This window comes from Pseudarthrobacter sp. P1 (genome assembly GCF_050156935.1).
GTDB lineage: Bacteria > Actinomycetota > Actinomycetes > Actinomycetales > Micrococcaceae > Specibacter.
This window is the reverse complement of the sequence record NZ_CP189584.1, coordinates 2,450,901-2,470,775: the sequence shown is the minus strand read 5'-3', so window position 1 is coordinate 2,470,775 and position 19,875 is coordinate 2,450,901. Positions and strand designations below refer to the sequence as shown.

Sequence of the window (19,875 nt, the reverse complement as noted above, 5' to 3'; positions counted from 1 at the left end):
TGGCAATTTGTCTTCAATGCTAGCCATTCTGTGCTCACTTTTCCACACTTTGGCCAAGCACTGGATACGTTTCGCGAACCAAACACATACTGGAGCAACAGACCATCTTTACGGGAGGCACCAATGGCGGAGCGCACCAGCCCGGGGGACGAGACGGCACTGCTGCCGTCGGACGGCCCGGTCCAATTGATCGACCAGACGGGCGCCGCGGTGGACCACGGCGGCTACAAGCAGGCCTATGCCCGGCCCGGGGACGCCGTGCTGTTGGCCGGCTACGAACAGCTGGTGCTGGGCCGGCGCATCAACGACCAGGCCGGCGCGCTGGTCCGCCAGGGCCGGATGGCTGTCTACCCGTCCTCGCACGGGCAGGAGGCCTGCCAGGTGGCCGCGGCCATGGTGCTGGACGCTAACGATTGGCTGTTCCCCACCTACCGGGACACCGTGGCCGTGCTGGCCCGCGGCGTGGATCCCGTGGCCGCCTTCGAAATGCTGCGCGGCAGCTGGCACTCGGGCTACAACCCGCTGCAGTGGAAGGTGGCCACGCAGGCCACGCCGCTGGCCACCCAGCTGCTGCACGCCGTCGGGATGGCCCACGCGGCCAAGCTCAAGGGCGAGGACACGGTGGTGCTGGCCCTGTGCGGGGACGGCGCCACCAGCGAGGGCGATTTCCACGAGGCCCTGAACTTTGCCGCCGTCTCCCGGGTCCCCGTGGTGTTCCTGGTCCAGAACAACGAGTTCGCCATCTCCGTGCCACTGAGCCAGCAGACGGCCGCCCCGTCGCTGGCGCACAAGGGAATTGGCTATGGGCTCCCCGGCGAGCGCGTGGACGGCAATGACCTGGCCGCGCTGCTGGCGGTGTTGGGGGCGGCCGTGGACCGTGCCCGGGCCGGCGGCGGACCGTCGCTGGTGGAGGCGCACACATACCGGATGCAGTCCCACACCAACGCCGACGACGCCACGAGGTACCGCAGCGACGCCGAGGTGGCGCGGTGGGTGCCGCGGGATCCGCTGGCCCGGATGCGGACCTACCTGTCCACAGCGGGCGTGCTCGATGCCGCGGGCGAGGAGCGGATCGCCGCCCACGCCGATGCCGTGGCCGCCCGGCTGCGCGATGGCCTGAACACCGAGGTGTCGGTGGACCCGCAGGAACTCTTTGCCCATGTCTATGCCGAGCCGACGCCGCAGCTGAGGGAGCAGAGTGCTTTCCTGGCCGCCGAGCTGGAGCGTGCCGGCGCCGTCGAACCCGAAGGAGCACGGTGATGACCACCGTTTCGCAGGCCAGTGTTTCCGAGACCAGCGTTCCGCAGGCCCCCGCCCGGGCGGCCGATGCCGGGGCTGCCCGGAATCCGGCCCCCCTCTCCGGCGTGCAAACGCTGACCTTTGCCAAGGCGCTCACGCTGGCCATGGCCGACGCCATGGAAGCGGACAGCACGGTGCTGGTGTTTGGCGAGGACGTGGGCACGCTCGGCGGCGTGTTCCGCGTGACCGATGGGCTCACCGCCCGCTTCGGCACCTCCCGCTGCTTTGATACCCCGCTGGCCGAATCCGGGATCGTGGGCATGGCCACCGGCATGGCAATGGGTGGCATGAAGCCGGTGGTGGAGATGCAATTTGATGCCTTCGCCTACCCCGCCTTTGAGCAGGTGGTCAGCCATGTGGCCAAGATGGGCAACCGCACCAAGGGAGCCGTCCGGCTGCCGATGGTGATCCGCATTCCCTATGCCGGCGGCATCGGCGGCGTGGAGCACCACTGCGACTCCTCCGAGGCCTACTATGCGCACACCCCGGGGCTGACCGTGCTCACGCCCTCCACGGTGGCCGACGCCTACACGATGCTGCGCGACGCCATCGACTCCCCGGATCCAGTGGTGTTCCTGGAACCGAAGAAGCTGTACTTCTCCAAGGCCGAGGTGGACCTGGACGCCCTGCGCTCGCGGTACATGGGCAGTGGCCGGACGGCGCCGTCGAGCATTGGCACGGCAGTGGTGGCCCGCGAGGGCACCGACGCCACGCTGATCGCCTACGGACCGTCCGTCCCCACGGCCCTGGCCGCGGCCGAGACAGCTGCGGCGGAGGGGCGCTCGCTCCAGGTGGTCGATGTGCGCTCGCTGGTGCCGTTCGACGACGAGACGGTGTGCGCCGCGGTGCGCAGCACCGGCCGGGCCGTGGTCATCGCCGAGGCCCCGGGCTTTGCCTCGGTGGCCGCCGAGATTGCCGCCCGCGTCTCCGAGCGCTGTTTCCATTCCCTGGCCGCGCCGGTGCTGCGCGTGACCGGCTTCGATGTGCCCTACCCGGCGCCGAAGCTGGAGCACCATTTCCTGCCCAGCGTGGACAGGATCCTTGACGCGGTTGACGATCTGCAGTGGGAGGACTGATGAGCGAGCAGGTGTTTCTGCTGCCCGATCTGGGCGAGGGCCTGACCGAGGCGGAACTGGTGACCTGGCTGGTCAAGGTGGGCGAGTCCATCGGCGTGGACCAGCCGATTGCCGAGCTGGAGACGGCCAAATCCGTGGTGGAGGTGCCCAGCCCGTTTGCGGGCGTGGTCTCGGTGCTGCACGGCGCCGCCGGCGAGGTGCTTGAGGTCGGCAAGCCGCTGATCACCGTCACCGCGCCCGGTGCGGTTTCGGCCGGGGGAGGGGCCACTGCGGCGGCTAGGCCGGGCAGCGCTCCGGCCTCGGACGGCGCGGCGGCTGAAGCTGCCGCCGGGTTCCGCGGTGCGGTGGATGCGTCCGCGCGCGGCGGTGCGGCTCCTGAAGCGGCAGGCGGGCCCGGCGGGTCCGCCCTTGTCGCAGCGGGGGCCGCCGGGACCGTGGCATCCGGTGCTGCTGGTGCTGGTGCTGGTGCTGCTGGTGCGGGAGCGGCCTCGGCACCGTCGGGATCCGGCAACGTGCTGATCGGCTACGGAACCTCGGGGCATGGCGGCCCCGGGCGCTCGCGCCCGGCCAAGCGGTCCGCCGGACGCTCCGGGTCAGCCGTCGGCGCAGCGTCTGTGCCGGGAACGGTGGGCGGCGCCACCCCGCCGGCACCCGCTGGGGTGGCTGTTGCCGCGGGGCTCCCGGCATCTGGGGTGGCTGCGTCCGCGCCGGGCGCTCGGGCCGCCACGGCACCCGCCGTCGCCGACGATGCGGCCCGGGCTGCCACCGCCGGCTCCGCTCCGGTTCCCGCCGCGCCCGTGCGGCGCGTCCCGCTGGTGGTCTCGCCGCTGGTGCGCCGGCTGGCCGCGGAGCACGGCATTGCGCTGGGCACCGTCGCCGGATCCGGCGACCAGGGGCTGGTCCTGCGCCGCGACATCGAGTCCGCGATCGCGGCGCTCGCCGCTGTGGCAACGCCACCAGCCGCACCGCTCCCGGCTGCGGGGCTGCTGGCATCCGGCACGGTGCCGTCCCCGGCTTTCGAAGCGTTGCAGGCCCCGGCAACGGCACCGGCGGCCGACCGCGGAAGGGGGTCCGCCGCCGTCGATCCCCGGACGGGGCTGGGCGTGCTCTCCAGCGCCCCGCTGACCGGGCTGCGCCGGGCCGCCGCCGCCAACCTCAGCCGCAGCCGGCGCGAGATCCCCGAGGCCACTGTCTGGGTGGATGTGGACGCCACGGCGCTGGCGGAGCTGCGGCACCAGCTCAAGGCCAAGGGCGGGCATGCGCCGTCGCTGCTGGCCTTCATCTCGCGGTTCGCCGTGGCCGGGCTCGAGCGGTTCCCGGCGCTGAACACCCGGCTGGACAGCGTGGACGGGATGGAGCAGCTGGTCAGCTTTGACGGGATCAACCTCGGGTTTGCCGCCCAGACGGAGCGCGGGCTGGTGGTCCCCGTGGTGCGCGATGCCCACCGGCTCAGCGCCCGCGGCCTGGACGACGCCATCCGGGCACTGGCCACCAAGGCCCGTGGCGGCACTGCCACGCCGCGCGATCTGGGCGGCGGCACGTTCACCGTCAACAACTACGGCGTCTTTGGCGTGGACGGCTCGGCGGCCATCATCAACCATCCCGAGGTGGCCATGCTGGGCATCGGACGCCTGCTGGAGCGGCCCTGGGTGGTGGACGGTGTGCTGGCGGTGCGCCAGGTGGCGGAGCTGACGCTGGCCTTCGACCACCGCGTGTGCGACGGCGGAACGGCCGCCGGATTCCTGCGCTTTGTGGCCGACGCCGTCGAAAATCCGGGCTCGGTGCTGGCCGACCTGTAGCCGCTGAGGGTGCGGCGCTTTGCCGCGGCGCCGCACCCTCCACAGGCCTTTCGCAGCAAGTTGTTGGCACAATGGTGCTCGGGACGCGTCCGTGTCCCGGAGTGGTCGACGGCGACGGAGGGTCCCCATGAGCGAATGGCGAGACGTTGGAGCGGGCAGCTACGTCCTGGTGACGCCGGGCGAGCTGCTGAACACCGGACTGGTCGTGGGCCGGGACCGGGCGATGGTGGTCGACACCGGCTGCGGCCCGCGCCAGGGCGCCCAGATCCTCGCCGCCGTGCGCCAGGTGACGGACCTGCCGCTGGTGGTGGCCAACACCCACGCCCACTACGACCATTTCTTTGGCAACGCCGTCTTTGCCGCCGCAGGGGCCACGGAATTCTGGGCGCATGAGAACGCCGCCCGCGACATCGCCGAGTTTGCCGAGGGCCAGCGGGACCTCGTGGCGGGGCTGGAACCGGAGATGGCGGCAGGCGTGGGGGAGTCCACCGCCGTCGTCGTCCCCAACGTCCTGGTGAAGGACCAGCCGGTGCTGGTGGACCTGGGCGGAATGTCCGTGACGCTGTTCCACCTGGGCCGTGGCCACACCGACGGCGACCTGCTGGTGGGCACCCCCACCACCTTGTTTGCCGGGGATCTGGTGGAGCACGGCGCCTATCCGGCCTTTGAGGACTCGTACCCGGTGGAGTGGTCGCAGACCCTGCGCCAGCTCTCGGCCCTGCGGCACCGCTACGAATTCCTGGTGCCCGGCCACGGCGAGCCGGTGGACGACGAGTTTGTGCAGACCATGGCCCACACCATGGCCACGGCCATCCGGCAGGCCCAGGACGCCACCCGGGAGATGCCCGACGACGCCACCAAGGCGATCCCTGTGCTGCCCTACGGCCCCGAGCAATCGCGCTGGTTCATCACCCGACTGAAGGAAACCTCCTCCTGACCCAACTGTGTGGCAGGCATGGCACGATCCGGGGCGCGGAGCTGGGCCCACGGCCGCGAGGGAACGAGAAGCCGTAGGCCGCCGGAGGCCCACGGATGTCGCTGGCACCTCAACCGGGGGAGGCTCATGACACGTGCGGTCGACCCCGCCGGCGGTGGCGCATCCACCCTTCATGGACCCCCGTTCGGCACGGGGTGTCGGCGCCACCGGCGCTGCCGGACCGGTCTCCGCCCTCCGTAGCCAACCTGCGCGGGGCCGGCGTCCCGTGGTCTGCCCCCACGGCCGGGGCGATTGACGATGTATTCCGAGGGGCGGCCGGGGCATGAAAAGCTCTGACCGGCGGGGGCGGAACGGGGAGTCTGCCTGCATGCCCGCCCCCGCACGGTCAAAGCCGGCGGGAAGCACCCGGGTCAAGTGCCTGCGGCGTGGCGCCGGTAACGAAGCCATAGGCCAGGTGCGGGCCGATGTCGCTGGCCCAGTCCGTGGGAGACCGGGTGCGGGGTCCGTAATTCCGAGAACGGTCATGAGTCCGTTGCTGCCGACCAGTGCGCCCGCCGCCGCGGTCAGTGATGAACCGAGGAGTCCGGGCCGGTATCCGGCCAGCCGGGCCAGCCCGAGGACGGCGCCAACGACGAGCCCTGTCGCGGGCCGAGCCCGGCGATACGGATCGTGCGTTCTTCCTCGGTGCCCGGGATCGCCACGCCGGTGACGTCGGCGGGATTTTCCACGGTCGCCTCCGGTGTGCTGCTGGCGGGACGGGCCCGCCAGACCATGTCCAGGTAGGTGACGGTGTCCAGCGCGGTGGTCCCTGCCGCCCCGGCCACGGCCCCGGAGGCCAGCGCGCCGATGATTCTCATGGCTTCGGCGCCAGGCCCGGCTGGGTGAGCCTGCCGAGCCGATCGCTGCTGCCCCAGCGCTCGATGAGTTTGCCGCTGTTCACGGCGGCGCCGAAGCACTCCTGGGCGTGGATATTGGCGTCCCTCGTCATGAATCCGCCGGGTGTGGTCATCGGGCCGTTGCGTGCGGAACGGCCTCTGTTGTCATATGTCCTCGTGCCCTCAGGACTGTCCGGGAGCAAGGGGAGCGGGCTCGCCCGGACCTGCCGGCCTCCCGGACTCGAGGCGGGTGGACAGGGCGGGACGGTCGGATGTGCCGCCGGGCAAGTCCCTGCGGGCAAGGTGGGTAAGGGGGCAGGGCGGCCACGGGAGGACCGGGCCGGTGGGGCGGCCCCGGGCCGGATCGGGGCCGGGGCCGTCGTGCGCGGGCGTTGTGGTGTTATTCGCTGTTGGCGCTGGTGTTGATCTCGCCGTTGACGCCCTGGGGGAAGAACCCGCCCTCGCTTACTGCCTTGGGGGTGAGGTAGGCGATGTTCAGGACCTGTCCGGCGGTGCGGCTGAAGGCGATGCCGTTGTCATCGGTGGGGACGAGGTTGGCGGTTTCCTTGGTGCCGATGCCCTGGTCGAGGTCGGTGGATCCATCGAGGCTGTCGCGGGCGTCCGAGATGGCCTGCGCCGGTTCCTGCAGGTCCCGGGCGTACAGGGTGGTTCTGATGATGCCGGCGTGGTAGGCCTCCACGGCGAGGATGCCTGCGGCCGCTTCCAGGTACGTCTTGTTGTCGATGAGCGGGGCGGCCCCCTTGTAGGCGGTGACGCCGACGTCCTCGAAGATGAATGCGCCGAGCAGGAAGCTGGTCTCATCGGTGAAGGGGTTGAATTTCTGGCCTGCCTTGATCAGGCCGGCAGCCCGGGCCGCGGCGGTGAAGCTGGCTTCCAGATCGATCTGGGGGCGGGCAACGGCGGCGTTTCCCAGTGCACTGCGGAGGAATTCGACGTGGGATCGTTCGTCGGCCGCTATTTCCTTGGCATACTTTTCGATGAGGCTGCCGCCCTTGAACGGGACCTGGCTGCCGCCGGTGACGCCGCCGCGGGTGCCCTTGCCGTCCGTGAGCCCGTCGTCCAGGCCCCAGCCCGTGACGGCACGAAGGTAGAATTCGGCCTCAAGGTATTCCAGGTTGAGGGCGAAGTTCAGGATGGCCCCGTCACTGGGGCTGCCCTCACCTTCACCGGCGTGGGCGGCCGCGGCGGTGGCGGACAGCAACGCCACAGCGCCGCCAATCCCTGCGATGCCCGCGGCCCTGAACAGGCGGCGGCGGTCCAGGCTGTTTTCCGCGCTGCGGCTCAAGGCATTGTTGATGAATGATTGATCGAACACTTTAGTGCTCCTGTCATGGTGTGCTTCAGTGAGACCAATGACATGAAAATTTTACCGCTGTCACATTCGTGCAGAAAGGGCGGAATTGATTCCTTAATGATTCCCTAATGATTGGTGGGGGGCCCGGTGCTTGCCGGCAGGACGTGACTCGCGTTGGCTCTGGCCTGGTTCGGTATCCTGTTCATGACTTGTCGGTTTGGCGGGGGCGGCACCGACCTGTCTTCGTCCGATGGCTTTGCAGAAGGTATTCCATGATTCACCTGTGACCAGGGCTCCGGTCATGGTCTGGTGGCGGGTTTGGAAGTTCGTTGACTTTCGGGGGTTTTGAGCGGCTTGGGGGATGTTAATTTTACCTGTTTTGCGATAAAACAGAGTTAGTATTTTATCGTCTATCGAGGGGTGAAATGATGGTTTTCATGACTGCTCAACGTCCCCTGCCGGTGGCGATGGATCCTGTTGCCGTGCCGGTGGGCTTGGCGGTGTCCTTGGTGGAGAACGACCGGGGCGGGGAAGTCTATATCCGCGGGCAGCTCTGTGACGTGTGGGATGCCGAAGATGCTGCGGCACGCCGGTGGGCGGCAGTGAAATTGGTGCGTCTGGGCGCGGCCTCGCAGGCGCAGATCGCGGCAGCTTTCGGAGTTTCCTCGGTGGCGGTGTGGAAATGGGTCCAGCTGGCAGCCACCGGTGGTGTTACCGCCCTGGTGGCGGAGAAGAAAGGCCCCAAGCGCCCCTCCCAGCTGGTCACTGCCACGATCGAGCGCATCGTGGCCCTACGCGCACAAAACCAGTCACTGCGGACCATCGGCGAGACGGTGGGAGTCTCCGAGTTCAGTGTCCGCCGCGCCCTGAAACTCGTTGCCGGGCAGGGCGCCAACGCCGCGGAAACACCCGCCGCCGGTGAACCTGAAACCCAGGAACCAACACCAGCACAGCAGCCTGAACTGCCGCTCCGGCCGGCCCCGGCACCCCGCGCTGCGGAGCGTGCCGCCGCCGGCTTGCCCGGGTGCGCGGTCCGGTGTTTGCCCCGGCAGCACACATCCGGCATGCCGGGCTGTTCTTGGCCTTCCCCGCCTTGGAAACCACCGGCCTGCTCTCCTGCGCGAAGGATGTCTACGGGTCCTTGCCGAATGGTTTCTACGGCCTGGAAACGATCCTGATCGATAGCGTGCTCCGGGCCTTGGCCGGGGAAGCCCGGGCCGAGGGCGCGACGCGTTTTGACCCGGAAGAACTTGGGCGGGTGTTGGGATTGGACCGGGCCCCGGAAGTGAAAACCATCCGCCGCCGGATCAGCCACCTCGCCGAGACGGGCAAAGCCGCCGAACTGATCGCCGCCCTGGCCGCCCACCACCTGGCCGGCACGGGCCCGGGCGGGGACAACCTGGCCGCGGTCCTCTATGTTGACGGGCATGTGCGCGCCTACCAGGGACGCAAGAAGATCGGAAAGCGGTACTCCACGAGGTTGAAGTTCCCGGTCCCTGCGACCGAGGAAACCTGGGTCACCGGCGCCCACGGCGCCCCCGTGTTCGTCGTCATGGCCGCCCCCGGTGCATCCCTTGCCGCGGAACTGCGCGACCTCCTACCCGAACTACGTATAGCGGTGGGTGACGAGCGGCGGGTGCTGGTTGGTTTTGACCGCGGCGGCCGGTCACCGGCCTTGTTCAAACACATGGACGCTTCGGGTTTTGATGTGCTGACCTGGCGCAAAGGCGCCACGGAAGACATCAAGGAAGAGCTGTTCGCCGAGGTGTCCCACACCCACGATCATGGTGAAGAGAAGACCTGGAAAGTGGCTGACACGCTCGTTGACCTTCCCCTGAACGCCACCAGGACGACCGGGGAGGTCTTCCAGATCCGCCAGCTCAGCCGGGTTGTGGCCACCACCGGCGGGGGCACGAGGCAAATCCACATCCTCACCACCGATCGCGGCCTTCCCGCCGGGGAGGTGGTGTATCGGATGGGGAACCGGTGGCGGCAGGAGAACCAGTTCCGTTACGCCCGCATGCACTTCGACCTTGACTCCCACGACTCCTACGCCAGCACCGAGGACGACGAGGACCGGATGGTGCCGAACCTGGCCAAGGCCAAGGCGTACCAAAAAGTCGTTGCCGCCAGGAATGCCCATGCCGAGGCCGCCGCCATCGCCGATATCAACCTGTTGGAGCTGAAAACCCCGCCAGAAGGAAGCAAGGAACTGATCGTCACGGTCAGCAGTGCCATGCACAACCAGGCCATGGCACCACTCCGGGAAGCGGAGAACGCGCTGATCGCAGCCGAGAAGGCCCACAAGGGAATCCCTGCCACGCTCCGCCTCGGAGAACTCAACCCGGGCCAGCAGGTCCTGGATACCGAGGTGAAGCTGATCCATACCGGCATCCGGATGGCCGCCTACAACACCGCGATGACCATCGCGAGGGAGATCCGCACCAACACCGGCTACCGGCGCGCCACCCAGGAAGCCCACACCCTCATGCGCCAACTGTTCAACCAGTCCGGCGACATCGACCCCACCACCCCCGGATACCTCACCATCAGACTGGATCCGCTGCCAACCAAGGCCAAGACCGCGGCCGCCGCCGAGTTGTGCGAGCACCTCACCGCCACCGAAACCCGCTACCCCGGCACCGATCTCATCCTCAAATACACCATCAAAAACCGGGCTCAATCCTAAAAGCATTAAATCGCCATGACCGGAGTCCTGAGACCTCCCGTTGGCGCTGTGCAGGCCAAGCAGCGGTGCGGATCCTGAGTACCCAAGAGTCATGCGGCTACCGTGTTACATCAGCCAATGGTCAGGGTCCGCTGAGAATGACGGCAAGATCTGTCAGGGCGTGGAAGGTGTACTCGGGAGCCGCGAAGTAGCCGGGGTAGGGGAGCATGCCGCGGTTGAGCCAGGCGGTGTGTAGCCCGGCCTGGGAAGCCCCATGGATGTCCCATGGGTGGACGGCAACTAGGGTGTGTCTCCCAATGCGGCGCTCCAGATGACGACGGCGTGCAGGACGGCCGCTGAGCGGTAGGTGAGGGCCAGTTTGTCGTAGCGGGTGGCCAGGGACCGCCATTGCTTGAGGGTGTTGAAGCTGCGCTCGACCACATTGCGCCGTTTGTAGGCGTCCCTGTCGTATCTGACGGGGCGTCCCCCGGCGGAGCCCTTGCGTTTCCGGTTGGCCTTCTGGTCGTCCTTTTCCGGGATAACGCACTCGATGCCCCGCCCGCGCAGGTACGCCCGGATTGCTTTGGAGGAATAGGCCTTGTCGGCCATGGCCCGGTCCGGGCGGGTGCGGGCCCGGCCGGGACCGGGCCTTTCTACCTTCAGGGCCTCCATGAGGTTCTCAAACATCGGCGAGTCCCCGCCCTGGCCCGGCCCCAGCAGCAGGACCAGGGGACGCATGTTGCCATCCACCAGGGCGTGGATCTTGGTGGTCAGCCCGCCGCGGGACCGGCCGATGGCATGGTCCTCAGGCTCGTCGAGCAGATTCCTGTAATTCGACAGGTCCCCCTGTGTGGCGGGGCAGGTTCGTGCCGTGCTGGTGGGCACGGTTGACCGTGGAGTCGATCGAGACCTCCCAGTTGATCAGCCCGGCCGTGTCCGCGCGGGTCAGCAACGCCGCCAGGACCTTGTCCCAGGTCCCGTTGGCGGCGTTGCGGCGGTGGTGCTTCCACACGGTCTTCCACGACCCGAAATAGGCAGGGAGATCACGCCATGGGATCCCTGCCCGGTAGCGGTAGATGATGCCCTCGGTCATCAGCCGGTGGTCGTTGAAGGGTCGGCCCGGTTTCCCCGACGAATCGGGCATCAACGGGGCAATGGACTCCCACTGGGCATCGGACAACACGGAATAGCGAGAAGGCACCCATCAATCATGCCAAACCGCAAAACCACTGATTAGGAGACACACCCTAGGAGCATCTGCGCCGTCTCGACACCGCAGGCGTACGCGGCGTAGTCATACGCTGCACGCATCGGTTTCCAGCCGGCGGCGTTCTCAACGGAGAGAAGTTGTTCAAACTCTGAGCGGATCCCGGCGTCGGCAAACAATCCCTCGGCTAGCCGGGTGGATCCGTTGGTCAGGGTGACCAGGCGGAATCCGGCCGCGGTCAGGGCCCGGATACCGGGAACGACATCCGGATGCACACCCAACTGCCGCAGGCCGCCCATAATGTGGTCCACGGCGGCTTCGAGACCACGGGTCAAGGGGATGGCGCCAAGAAGTCCGCGCAGGGATTCGGCGCCGACCACCGCGAAGGCCCCGCTCCCACCTGCCGCGGCGAGGGCGAACCCGTCGCGCAACACACCGGCGAACCACTCCCTCGCCAGAGATGCCGGAGCACCGACCTCGGCGAATCTATCGGCCATGGGCGACATATCGGAGAGGGTTTCGTTGACATCAAAAACAATCACTGACGGCCTGCTTCCCACCGCAACCTCCTTCCACCGCTGCCCGGAACGGGATTCCGGGGCTTGCGTCGGCACGGACAGTTTAGCCGCGCGGCGGCGCAAAGGCGCCCTTCCGTGCGCCGGCTTTCATGGGTCAGGCCGGACTGTGCGGACGCGACGGTGCCAGAAGGCCGACTGGCCCAACCGCGGGTGCGCCCATGAGCCGCCAGTCCTGCGGGACGTTCGTTCCACCACGCGCCGTTGTGTGTCACCCGGGCGTGTGGTGCGCTCAGGCCACGGCCGGGCCGACGAGCGCAGTTGCAGTGTTGGAGGTTTCCTGCTCCCTCCATTGATCGAAAACGGCAGGAGGTGTCCAGGATCCAGGGTCCAGATACAGGGGCCGCACCGTTCGCGGTGCGTGTCCGGGCCTGCCATTGCCTGCGCGGCCGCACTGGTTGCAGGGCAACGCACACCACAAATTCAGCGGCGCCGCCGCCCACGACGCCGGGATGCGAACCCTGCGGGACGGATGCGTTCCTGATCCATGAGAACTACATTCCGGCAAGCTGCGCGCCGGACGGAAGCGCCCTGCGGCCGGCCTCGTCGAGCTACACTTGCACCGGCTGTGGCCGGTTCAGTGCCACACCGTCCACCACCACCCGGGTCCCGCCCGGATGGCACTCGTACGCCTGACGCGCCGGGCCGGCGGCCGCCCCACTGCCGGGGCCGGGCTGCCCGGACGCAGGGCCGGCCGGCCGGCCGCGTTGCCAGGCCGGTGGGATCATCCCGGACGGGATCAGATACCGGCCCGGGCCGGGAGCACCTTGGTCCTCTCCGGCGGCTAAGTCGGCACACGGGACGCCGGCGCAGGGCACACCGCTGTGCGGGAAATCGCTGGAACGGGACTGATCTTCGACCGGAGCGCCGACGACGCACACACCGGCCTGCTCGACCTCGAACGGCAGAGCGGATGAACCCTTGCCGAGGTCACCGCACGGACCATCCAGCGGCTGTTGGCGGTGACAGGGGCAATCTGGCACAGCGACCAGAACGACCAGTCCGTCCACTGCTCAGTGGTCGCCTGCGACCACTGAGCCCTTGGAACTACTCATCGAGGGGCCTGGAGCGTGGGCCCATAGGCGCGAGGGCCCCTCGCGAGCAAACGGAACGCCTGGGGACTTGCGGCCTCTGGGAACGGCTGGGAAGAGGCAACTAACTGTTGCTCAGTAGGGGCGGGGATAGAGTGGGCCGGGTGAGCAGAGGCCAGACACCCGGAGAGTTCAGCCTGTGGTCCATCGCCGTCCCCGCCTTTGGCCCGACCCTGCTCTTTGGCCTGGGCGAGGGCGCCATCCTGCCCATCATTGCGCTCAGCGCCCGCGGCCTGGGCGCCACCGTGGCGCAGGCCGCCCTGGTCCTGACCCTGGTGGGCATCGGCTCGCTGCTGAGCAACATCCCGGCGTCGTTCCTGACGGCCAAGTACGGCGAACGGCTGGCCATCGTTGGCGCCGCGGGGCTGGGCATTGCGGCCCTGCTGCTTTGCATCTTTGCCCAGAACCTGTGGGTGTACGCCGCCGGCATCCTGTTGGTCGGGGCGGCCTCCGCCGTTTTCAGCCTGGCCAGGCAGAGCTATCTGACCGAGGCCGTCCCACCCCTGATGCGCGCCCGGGCCATGTCCACGCTGGGCGGTGTGATGCGGATCGGCGTGTTTGCCGGGCCGTTCCTGGGCGCGCTGGCCATCCACCTGATGGGGCTGGCCGGCGCCTACTGGGTGGCCGTGCTGGCCCTGCTGGCCGCCGCGGCGGTGGCCTGGGGGCTGCCCGATCTGGTCCATCCGCACGACGGCCGGGCCCCGGCGCCGGCCCCCGGCCTCGGCGGCATCCTCGCCAACCACGGCAGGCTATTCCTCACCGTCGGTGTCGGGATCCTGCTGGTCAGCGCCGTGCGCTCGTCCCGGCAGGTGGTGATCCCGCTCTGGGCCGAGAACCTGGGCCTGGATGCCACCGCCACGTCGCTGATCTACGGGCTCTCCGGTGCCATCGACATGCTGGTGTTCTACCCCGCGGGCAAGGTGATGGACAAGAAGGGGCGGACCTGGGTGGCGGTGCCGTCCATGCTGATCATGGGGGCCTCATTGATCCTGATGCCGCTCACCACTTCGGCCGTGCCCCTGCTGCTGGTTTCGCTGCTGATCGGCTTTGGCAACGGCATTGGCTCGGGCATGGTCATGACCTTGGGGGCCGACTATTCGCCCTCGCCCGGCCGGGCCCAATTCTTAGGCGTGTGGCGGTTTATTTCGGACCTGGGCGGCTCCGGCGGGCCCGCCCTGCTCTCCGGCATGACGGCGCTGGCCTCATTGGCGGTGGGGATCGGCACCACCGGATTGCTGGGCCTGGCGGCGGCCGTCGTGCTTTGGTACTGGGTGCCGCGCACTCCGCGCGTGCCCCGCTAGACCGGCGCCGCCGTCGTCAGACCACTGGGCACTGCGCCTGAATCCAGGGCGCGGTAACTGCTGGAAAACGGCCCGTTTGGTGCAGTTGGTGCGCCCCAGATGCTCCCGCGGCTCTCAGGCTCGCTGCGGGCCCCTTAGCTGGTCCAGCGGCGCGCCTGGGCACCCAACAGGAGCATGCCGGCCACCGTCAGCAAGTAGCCGCAGGCCACAATGAGCCCGACGCCAGCGAAGAAGTAGCCGCTGGCGCCCAGCGGTGCGCCGCTGCCCCACAACAGCGGGCCCACGGCCAGCAGGACCGCCGCGGCCGAGCCGGCGCCGGCGAGCAGGCCGAGCACCGGCCACCAGAGGGATGAGGCCCAGTGTCCGCGGTAGCCGCGCCAGACATTCCACGAGGATCCCGTGCGCATCACCAGCGGTGCGGCCAGCGCCGTCCACAGCGACACCACCAGGAACGCCGCCACGACGTCGGAGGGGCGGTGCCACAGGTTCACTAGCGTGGAGACGCCGGAGACGATGGCGTAGGTCCCGCCCAGGAACGCCGCGGCCGGGCGCCAGCGCGGGGACACCACCAGGAAGACGGCGGCGGCGGCCGAGGCGGCAAGTGTGCTGTGGCCGGAGGGCAGCGAGTTCAGGTCCAGGGTGACCACGCCACGCTCGGGCCGGTCCGGAAGCAGGTATTTCACGAGCTGGGTGGAAAGGTTGGCGGCCAGCATGGCGGCCAGGGAGATGCCCGCCGCCTTCCAGCGCCGCCGGGCCAGGGTCACGAACAGCACCACGACGGCGGCAATCACCACGGAGGTGACCGGCAGCGCATCCAGAAAGCGCGAGACGGGATCGCCCACCACCGATTGCACCCGCACCGCCTCGTCCAGGGCGGACTCATCGATGTACTGCCCCGTGGTGGTGCGCACATAGAACCAGTACGTGGCCACCAGGCCCAGGACACAAACGGCAGCGGCCAACACGAAAAGCACCAGATGGGGGGCCGCCCTGCGGCGGGTTGGGCGGAGGGCGGGGCTTTTGGTGCTCATCCTTACAAGGCTCCCACACAATCATGGGAGCCGCCGGGGTGCCTTGCCCCGGCGCGTACAGTGAAACCATGTCCGCGCTTCCCCCGCTTGATGCCCTGCTCGACGCCGCCCGCGTGGTGGTTCTGCCCATGCGGGTGAAGTTCCGCGGCGTGCTGGAACGGGAGGTCCTGCTGCTGGACGGCCCGGCGGGGTGGGCCGAGTTCTCGCCGTTCGTGGAGTACGACGACGCCGAGGCCTCGCGCTGGCTGGCGGCGGCCGTGGAGGCCGGCTGGGAGGGTTTCCCCGAGCCGGTGCGGAACTGGATCCCGGTCAATGCGACGGTCCCCGCGGTGGCCACGGCCGAGGTGCCGCGGGTGCTGGGCGCCTTCGACGCGGTGCACACGGTCAAGATCAAGGTGGCCGAGCGCGGCCAGAGCCTGGCCGACGACGTCGCCCGCGTGGCGGCCGTGCGGGAGGCACTGCCGGGCGCCGCGCTGCGGGTGGATGCGAACGGCGGCTGGACGGTGCCCGAAGCCGTGGCCGCCCTGGCCGCCCTGGCCCCGTTTGGGCTCGAATACGCCGAACAGCCGGTGCCCACCATCGAGGGCCTGGCGCAGGTGCGGGCCGCCGGCACTGGAGTCCTGATTGCCGCCGACGAGAGCGTGCGCAAAGCCACCGACCCGCTGGCCGTGGCGCGGGCCGGTGCGGCGGATTTGATCATCGTGAAGGCGGCGCCGCTGGGTGGCGTGCGCAAGGCGTTGGAGATCGTGGCCGAGGCGGGGCTGCCGGCCGTGGTCAGCTCCGCGCTGGACAGCTCCGTGGGCATCCGCGCCGGCGTCGCCTTGGCCGCGGCCCTGCCCGAACTGCCCTATGCCTGCGGCCTGGGCACCGTGGCGCTGATGTCCGCCGACGTGGCGCTGGAGCCGATGGTGGCGCACGACGGCGGGATCACCGTGCGCACGGTGGCCGCGGATCCGGGGCTGCTGGCCCGCCATGCGGCGCCGGCGGAGCGGACGCGGTGGTGGCTGGACCGGCTCGCGCGCTGCCATGCGCTGCTCGCCGCCAGCTGATCCCTGTGCTCGCCGCCGGCTGGTCCCCGTGCCCGCGGGCGGCTGAACGCCGCGGGCACCGGGTGGCTGCCCGGATGGTTAGATGGGTGGGTGACTTTCCTCAGCTCCATGGATTCTGCCCGCCTGGTTGTCGACGCCCTTGAGGCCGCAGGGGTCCGGTCGGTGGTGGTGGCTCCGGGATCGCGCAGCGCTCCGTTGGCCTACGCCCTGGCCGAGGCCGCCGCGGACGGCCGGGTTGAGGTCCATGTCCGGATCGACGAGCGCGTGGCCGGCTTCACCGCGCTGGGGCTGGCGCTGGGCAGCGGCGCCCCAGCCGCCGTCGTGACCACCTCGGGCACGGCCGTCGGCAACCTCCTGCCGGCCGTGATGGAGGCTAACCACGCGGGCGTGCCGCTGGTGGTGCTCTCGGCCGACAGGCCCGAGGAGCTCCGCGGCACCGGCGCCAACCAGACCACCATGCAGCTGGACCTCTTTGGCGAGCACGTGCGCTTTGCCACTGACGTGCCGGCCGGAACGGACCCGACGTCGGCCGTGGCCACCGGGCTCAGCGCGGCGCAGGGCCGGCTGGCGGGGATTGCCGCCGGGCCCGTTCAGGTGAACCTGGCCTTCCGCGATCCGCTGACCCCGCCGCTGGACGGCACCGGCTGGCTGGCCCGTCCCGCCGCCCCGCCCGCCATGGTCGAGGCGGAGGCCGGCGCGCCAGCCGCCGGCCTCGCATCCCCGGCCGCCGCCGCTGGATCCGGGTCCGGGGCCGACCTCGCGGCCGACCCCTTTGAGGGCTACTTTTCCAAGGATGCCGATGCCGGCGCCGCCCAGCCCGGGGGCGGCGAGCCGCAGGCCCCCGCCGCGGCCCGGACCGAGCGCCGCACGGTGGTGCTGGCAGGCCACGATGCCGGGCCGTCCGCGGAGATCTTTGCCCGCGCGCTGGGTCTGCCCCTGCTGGCCGAGCCGTCGTCGAACGCCCGCTACGGTGCCAATGCGGTGGGGCCGTACCGGCTGCTGCTGGAGCAATTTGGCCCGGGCAGCGCCTGGCCGATCGAGCGCGTGGTGGTCTTTGGCAGGCCCACGCTGTCCCGGCCGGTGGCGGCGCTGCTGGCCCGGGCGGACCTGGAGCGCGCGCTGTACTTGCCGCGTCCCGTGTCGTGGTTTGAGCCCGGGCGCCGTCCCGAGCTGGTGCTCACCCAGTGGGGCCAGCTGGCCGGATTCGCCGGGCACGGACCCGCGGGCTGGCTGGAGGCCTGGCAGGCGGCGGCCGCAACCGCCGAGGCAGCACTGGACACGGTGCTGGCCACAGCGGACGGGGGCGGTGGGCTTCCGTTAGACGGGCTGCAGCTGGCCCGCGCCGTCTGGGACCGCGCCGCAGCGGATCCGGGCAGCAACCTGGTGCTCGGCTCCTCCAACCCCATCCGCGACGTGGACCTGGCCGGGAGGCCGATGCCCGCGCAGCCGTCCGGGCCGTTGTCCGGCCTGGCCGCCGGGGACAGGCCGGCGGTCTTTGCCAACCGCGGTCTGGCCGGGATCGACGGGACGGTGGCCACCGCCACGGGCATCGCGCTGTCCAGCGGCCGCCCCACCCGGGTGCTGCTGGGCGACCTGACTCTGCTGCACGACGCCGGGGCGCTGCTGCTGGGCGCCGGCGAGCGGGAGTCAGACGTGCAGGTGGTGGTGCTCAACGACGGCGGCGGGGGCATCTTCTCGCTGCTGGAGCACGGCCGGCTGGGTGGGGAACCGGCCTATGCGGCCGCCGTCGAACGGCTCTTTGGTACCCCGCACGCCGCCAACCTGGCCGCGCTGGCCGCCGCCTACGGCTGGCGGCACACCGCCGCCAGCACGGCGGCGGAGCTCGCCGCGGCCCTGGCCGGGCCGGTGCGCGGGCGCAGCATCGTGGAGGTCGCGGCGTCGCGGGCCGGACTGCGGGACCTGCACTGGCGCGTCCGCCAGGCCCTCCTGGCGTAGACACCCTCGGCTTAAGCACCTCTGGCTTGACCGCCCCGGGCGCAGCCGGAAGGCCCTGTGGATCCGGATGGCCGGTGCCGCGGTGGACAGCTGCGCCCGCGGGGACTGAGGCTGCCGTCCGTCCACCGGGCCGTGCCCTTCTACGAAATATGTGCGCCGGGTCACATTTCCGTAGTAATGTACGTCCTATCAACTGACCGAACGATCGGTAAATCACCTCGCACCCACTCGGGCGGTACCTTTGCCCCCAGTAACGGAGTTCCAATGACCGCAACTTCATCCGTCGATTCCGAAGCGGGCCCCCGCAGCAAGCATGAGGAACGCAAGGTCCTGGCCGGGACGCTGGTCGGGACCACCATCGAGTGGTACGACTTCTTCATCTTTGCCCAGCTGACCGCGACGCTGCTGTCGCCGCTGTTCCTGGCCCCGCTGAACGATTCGAACCCGGGTCTGGCACAGATCCTCTCCTTCGCCCTGATCGGCATCAGCTTTCTGTTCCGCCCGCTTGGGGCGATCATTGCCGGCCACCTCGGCGACCGCCTCGGCCGCAAGGCCATGCTGGTCTTCACGCTCGTCATGATGGGTGCCGCCACGGCCCTGATCGGCATGCTGCCGACCTACGGCCAGATCGGCGTCTGGGCACCGATCCTGCTGATCACACTCCGGGTCATCCAGGGCTTCTCGGCCGGCGGCGAATGGGGCGGAGCTGCCCTGATGGCCGTGGAGCACGCCCCCAAGAGCAAGCGCGGGCTGTTCGGCGCGTACCCGCAGATCGGCGTTCCGGTTGGCATGATCCTGGCCACCGGCCTGCTGTACTTCCTGAACACGGGCATGTCCAAGGCAGACTTCGCCGCCTGGGGCTGGCGGGTGCCGTTCCTGCTCTCCATCGTGCTGATCGTGGTCGGCTACCTGATCCGCCGTGCGGTCGGAGAGAGCCCCGTCTTCAAGGAAATGGCCGCTCGCAAGGAAGAAAGCAAGGCCCCGCTGGGAGAGCTCATCCGGAACCACAAGAAGGCCGTGCTCTACTCGACCATGATCTTCATCGGCAACAACGCCGCCGGCTACCTGCTGATCGCGTTCTTCATCTCCTACGCCACCAAATCGCTGAAGATGCAGACCCCGCAGATCCTGCTCGCCACCACACTGGCGTCCTTCGGCTGGTTGATCTTCACCCTCGTGGGCGGCTGGCTCTCGGACAAGATCGGCCGCGTCAAGACCTTCCTGATCGGCTACGCGATCGTCTTCGCCTGGATGATCCCGATGTTCGCCCTGATCGACACCAAGGACATCGTGCTCTACGGCACCGCGCTGTTCGTCCTGACCATCGGCCTGGGCTTGTCCTACGGCCCGATGTCCGCGATGTACGCCGAGATGTTCCCGGCCAACGTCCGGTACTCGGGCATCTCGATCGGGTACGCCTTCGGCGCGATCCTGGGCGGCGCCTTCGCGGCAACCATCGCCGAATCGCTGCTGCAGAGCACGAAGTGGACCGGTTCGATCGGGATCTACGTCATGATCCTGTGCGTCATCTCCGCCGTCGGCGTCGTGCTGGCCAAGGAAACCCGGGGCCGGCCGCTGGGTGTCCACGCGCACCTGCCCGCCGGATCGGCAAAGCACTAGCTCTTTTCCGTCAACGTGGGGTCACATGCAGCCCGTCCGGGGCTTCCGGATGGGCGCGATGTGAACCCCGCGTTGC

General features: G+C 69.4%; 15 protein-coding genes and 1 pseudogene. 10 read left to right on the top strand and 6 right to left on the bottom strand.

What is annotated here, in order from left to right; translation table 11 throughout:
- The first annotated feature begins 123 nt into the window (after positions 1-123).
- From ACQCSX_RS11640 to ACQCSX_RS11625, 4 genes are all read left to right on the top strand, one after another.
- Entirely contained in the window at positions 124-1,260 is a 1,137-nt protein-coding gene (locus ACQCSX_RS11640; protein ID WP_427015481.1) for a thiamine pyrophosphate-dependent enzyme, read from the top strand.
- Positions 1,260-2,375, top strand: coding sequence for an alpha-ketoacid dehydrogenase subunit beta (locus ACQCSX_RS11635; protein ID WP_427015480.1), 1,116 nt, complete (start codon positions 1,260-1,262; stop codon positions 2,373-2,375). Before ACQCSX_RS11640 ends, ACQCSX_RS11635 begins: the two co-directional genes overlap by 1 nt.
- Positions 2,375-4,174: a dihydrolipoamide acetyltransferase family protein gene (locus ACQCSX_RS11630; protein WP_427015479.1), complete on the top strand. Its 1,800-nt coding sequence runs from the start codon at positions 2,375-2,377 to the stop codon at positions 4,172-4,174. Before ACQCSX_RS11635 ends, ACQCSX_RS11630 begins: the two co-directional genes overlap by 1 nt.
- Positions 4,175-4,301: 127 nt before the next feature.
- On the top strand, positions 4,302-5,111 hold the full coding sequence (locus ACQCSX_RS11625) for an MBL fold metallo-hydrolase (protein ID WP_427015478.1): 810 nt from the start codon (positions 4,302-4,304) through the stop codon (positions 5,109-5,111).
- A gap of 563 nt (positions 5,112-5,674) precedes the next feature.
- On the opposite strand, the gene ACQCSX_RS11620 is transcribed toward ACQCSX_RS11625, so the two are convergent.
- The 3 genes from ACQCSX_RS11620 to ACQCSX_RS11610 all read right to left on the bottom strand — a co-directional run bounded on the left by ACQCSX_RS11620 (position 5,675) and on the right by ACQCSX_RS11610 (position 7,322).
- On the bottom strand, positions 5,675-5,968 hold the full coding sequence (locus tag ACQCSX_RS11620; protein WP_427015477.1) for a hypothetical protein: 294 nt from the start codon (positions 5,966-5,968) through the stop codon (positions 5,675-5,677).
- Positions 5,965-6,120, bottom strand: coding sequence for a hypothetical protein (locus tag ACQCSX_RS11615; protein WP_427015476.1), 156 nt, complete (start codon positions 6,118-6,120; stop codon positions 5,965-5,967). The genes ACQCSX_RS11620 and ACQCSX_RS11615 overlap by 4 nt, the downstream gene beginning before the upstream one ends.
- A gap of 266 nt (positions 6,121-6,386) precedes the next feature.
- Positions 6,387-7,322 carry a ferritin-like domain-containing protein gene (locus tag ACQCSX_RS11610; protein ID WP_427015475.1) on the bottom strand — a complete coding sequence of 312 codons (936 nt, stop codon included), beginning with the start codon at positions 7,320-7,322 and terminating at the stop codon, positions 6,387-6,389.
- Between the two features lie 404 nt (positions 7,323-7,726).
- Between ACQCSX_RS11610 and ACQCSX_RS11605 the strand changes: the two are divergent.
- Positions 7,727-8,011: pseudogene (locus tag ACQCSX_RS11605) on the top strand (helix-turn-helix domain-containing protein); the annotation flags it as partial.
- A 314-nt stretch (positions 8,012-8,325) separates the two neighbouring features.
- Complete coding sequence (locus tag ACQCSX_RS11600) at positions 8,326-9,990, top strand: putative transposase (protein WP_427015474.1); 1,665 nt, start codon at positions 8,326-8,328, stop codon at positions 9,988-9,990.
- 279 nt (positions 9,991-10,269) lie between these two features.
- On the opposite strand, the gene ACQCSX_RS11595 is transcribed toward ACQCSX_RS11600, so the two are convergent.
- Positions 10,270-11,113 (bottom strand): IS5 family transposase gene (locus tag ACQCSX_RS11595; protein ID WP_427018933.1). Its coding sequence is split into 2 segments (ribosomal slippage): positions 10,270-10,806 and positions 10,808-11,113, totalling 843 coding nucleotides; the frame shifts between segments, so codons are not numbered across the junction.
- Between the two features lie 89 nt (positions 11,114-11,202).
- Positions 11,203-11,718: an HAD family hydrolase gene (locus ACQCSX_RS11590; RefSeq protein WP_427015473.1), complete on the bottom strand. Its 516-nt coding sequence runs from the start codon at positions 11,716-11,718 to the stop codon at positions 11,203-11,205.
- 1,228 nt (positions 11,719-12,946) lie between these two features.
- Between ACQCSX_RS11590 and ACQCSX_RS11585 the strand changes: the two genes are divergently transcribed.
- The gene (locus ACQCSX_RS11585; protein WP_427015472.1) at positions 12,947-14,143 is read left to right on the top strand and encodes an MFS transporter; all 1,197 of its coding nucleotides are present in this window, start codon (positions 12,947-12,949) and stop codon (positions 14,141-14,143) included.
- A 134-nt stretch (positions 14,144-14,277) separates the two neighbouring features.
- Here the strand turns inward: ACQCSX_RS11585 and ACQCSX_RS11580 are convergent, their stop codons facing one another.
- Positions 14,278-15,174, bottom strand: coding sequence for a phosphatase PAP2 family protein (locus ACQCSX_RS11580; protein ID WP_427015471.1), 897 nt, complete (start codon positions 15,172-15,174; stop codon positions 14,278-14,280).
- Between the two features lie 68 nt (positions 15,175-15,242).
- Between ACQCSX_RS11580 and ACQCSX_RS11575 the strand changes: the two genes are divergently transcribed.
- The 3 genes from ACQCSX_RS11575 to ACQCSX_RS11565 all read left to right on the top strand — a co-directional run bounded on the left by ACQCSX_RS11575 (position 15,243) and on the right by ACQCSX_RS11565 (position 19,799).
- A complete protein-coding gene (locus ACQCSX_RS11575) occupies positions 15,243-16,223 on the top strand; it encodes an o-succinylbenzoate synthase (protein WP_427015470.1) in 981 nt (326 codons plus the stop codon).
- A gap of 108 nt (positions 16,224-16,331) precedes the next feature.
- Entirely contained in the window at positions 16,332-18,179 is a 1,848-nt protein-coding gene (menD, locus tag ACQCSX_RS11570) for a 2-succinyl-5-enolpyruvyl-6-hydroxy-3-cyclohexene-1-carboxylic-acid synthase (protein ID WP_427019033.1), read from the top strand.
- Positions 18,180-18,443: 264 nt separating this feature from the next.
- The gene (locus tag ACQCSX_RS11565) at positions 18,444-19,799 is read left to right on the top strand and encodes an MFS transporter (RefSeq protein WP_427015469.1); all 1,356 of its coding nucleotides are present in this window, start codon (positions 18,444-18,446) and stop codon (positions 19,797-19,799) included.
- Positions 19,800-19,875: the final 76 nt, after the last annotated feature.

Bases quoted from the DNA above. Each gene is read 5' to 3' on its own strand.
- ACQCSX_RS11640 (WP_427015481.1), top strand. From the start codon at position 124: ATGGCGGAGCGCACCAGCCCGGGGGACGAGACGGCACTGCTGCCGTCG.
- ACQCSX_RS11635 (WP_427015480.1), top strand. From the start codon at position 1,260: ATGACCACCGTTTCGCAGGCCAGTGTTTCCGAGACCAGCGTTCCGCAG.
- ACQCSX_RS11630 (WP_427015479.1), top strand. From the start codon at position 2,375: ATGAGCGAGCAGGTGTTTCTGCTGCCCGATCTGGGCGAGGGCCTGACC.
- ACQCSX_RS11625 (WP_427015478.1), top strand. From the start codon at position 4,302: ATGAGCGAATGGCGAGACGTTGGAGCGGGCAGCTACGTCCTGGTGACG.
- ACQCSX_RS11620 (WP_427015477.1), bottom strand. From the start codon at position 5,968: ATGAGAATCATCGGCGCGCTGGCCTCCGGGGCCGTGGCCGGGGCGGCA.
- ACQCSX_RS11615 (WP_427015476.1), bottom strand. From the start codon at position 6,120: ATGACCACACCCGGCGGATTCATGACGAGGGACGCCAATATCCACGCC.
- ACQCSX_RS11580 (WP_427015471.1), bottom strand. From the start codon at position 15,174: ATGAGCACCAAAAGCCCCGCCCTCCGCCCAACCCGCCGCAGGGCGGCC.
- ACQCSX_RS11575 (WP_427015470.1), top strand. From the start codon at position 15,243: ATGTCCGCGCTTCCCCCGCTTGATGCCCTGCTCGACGCCGCCCGCGTG.
- menD (WP_427019033.1), top strand. From the start codon at position 16,332: ATGGATTCTGCCCGCCTGGTTGTCGACGCCCTTGAGGCCGCAGGGGTC.
- ACQCSX_RS11565 (WP_427015469.1), top strand. From the start codon at position 18,444: ATGACCGCAACTTCATCCGTCGATTCCGAAGCGGGCCCCCGCAGCAAG.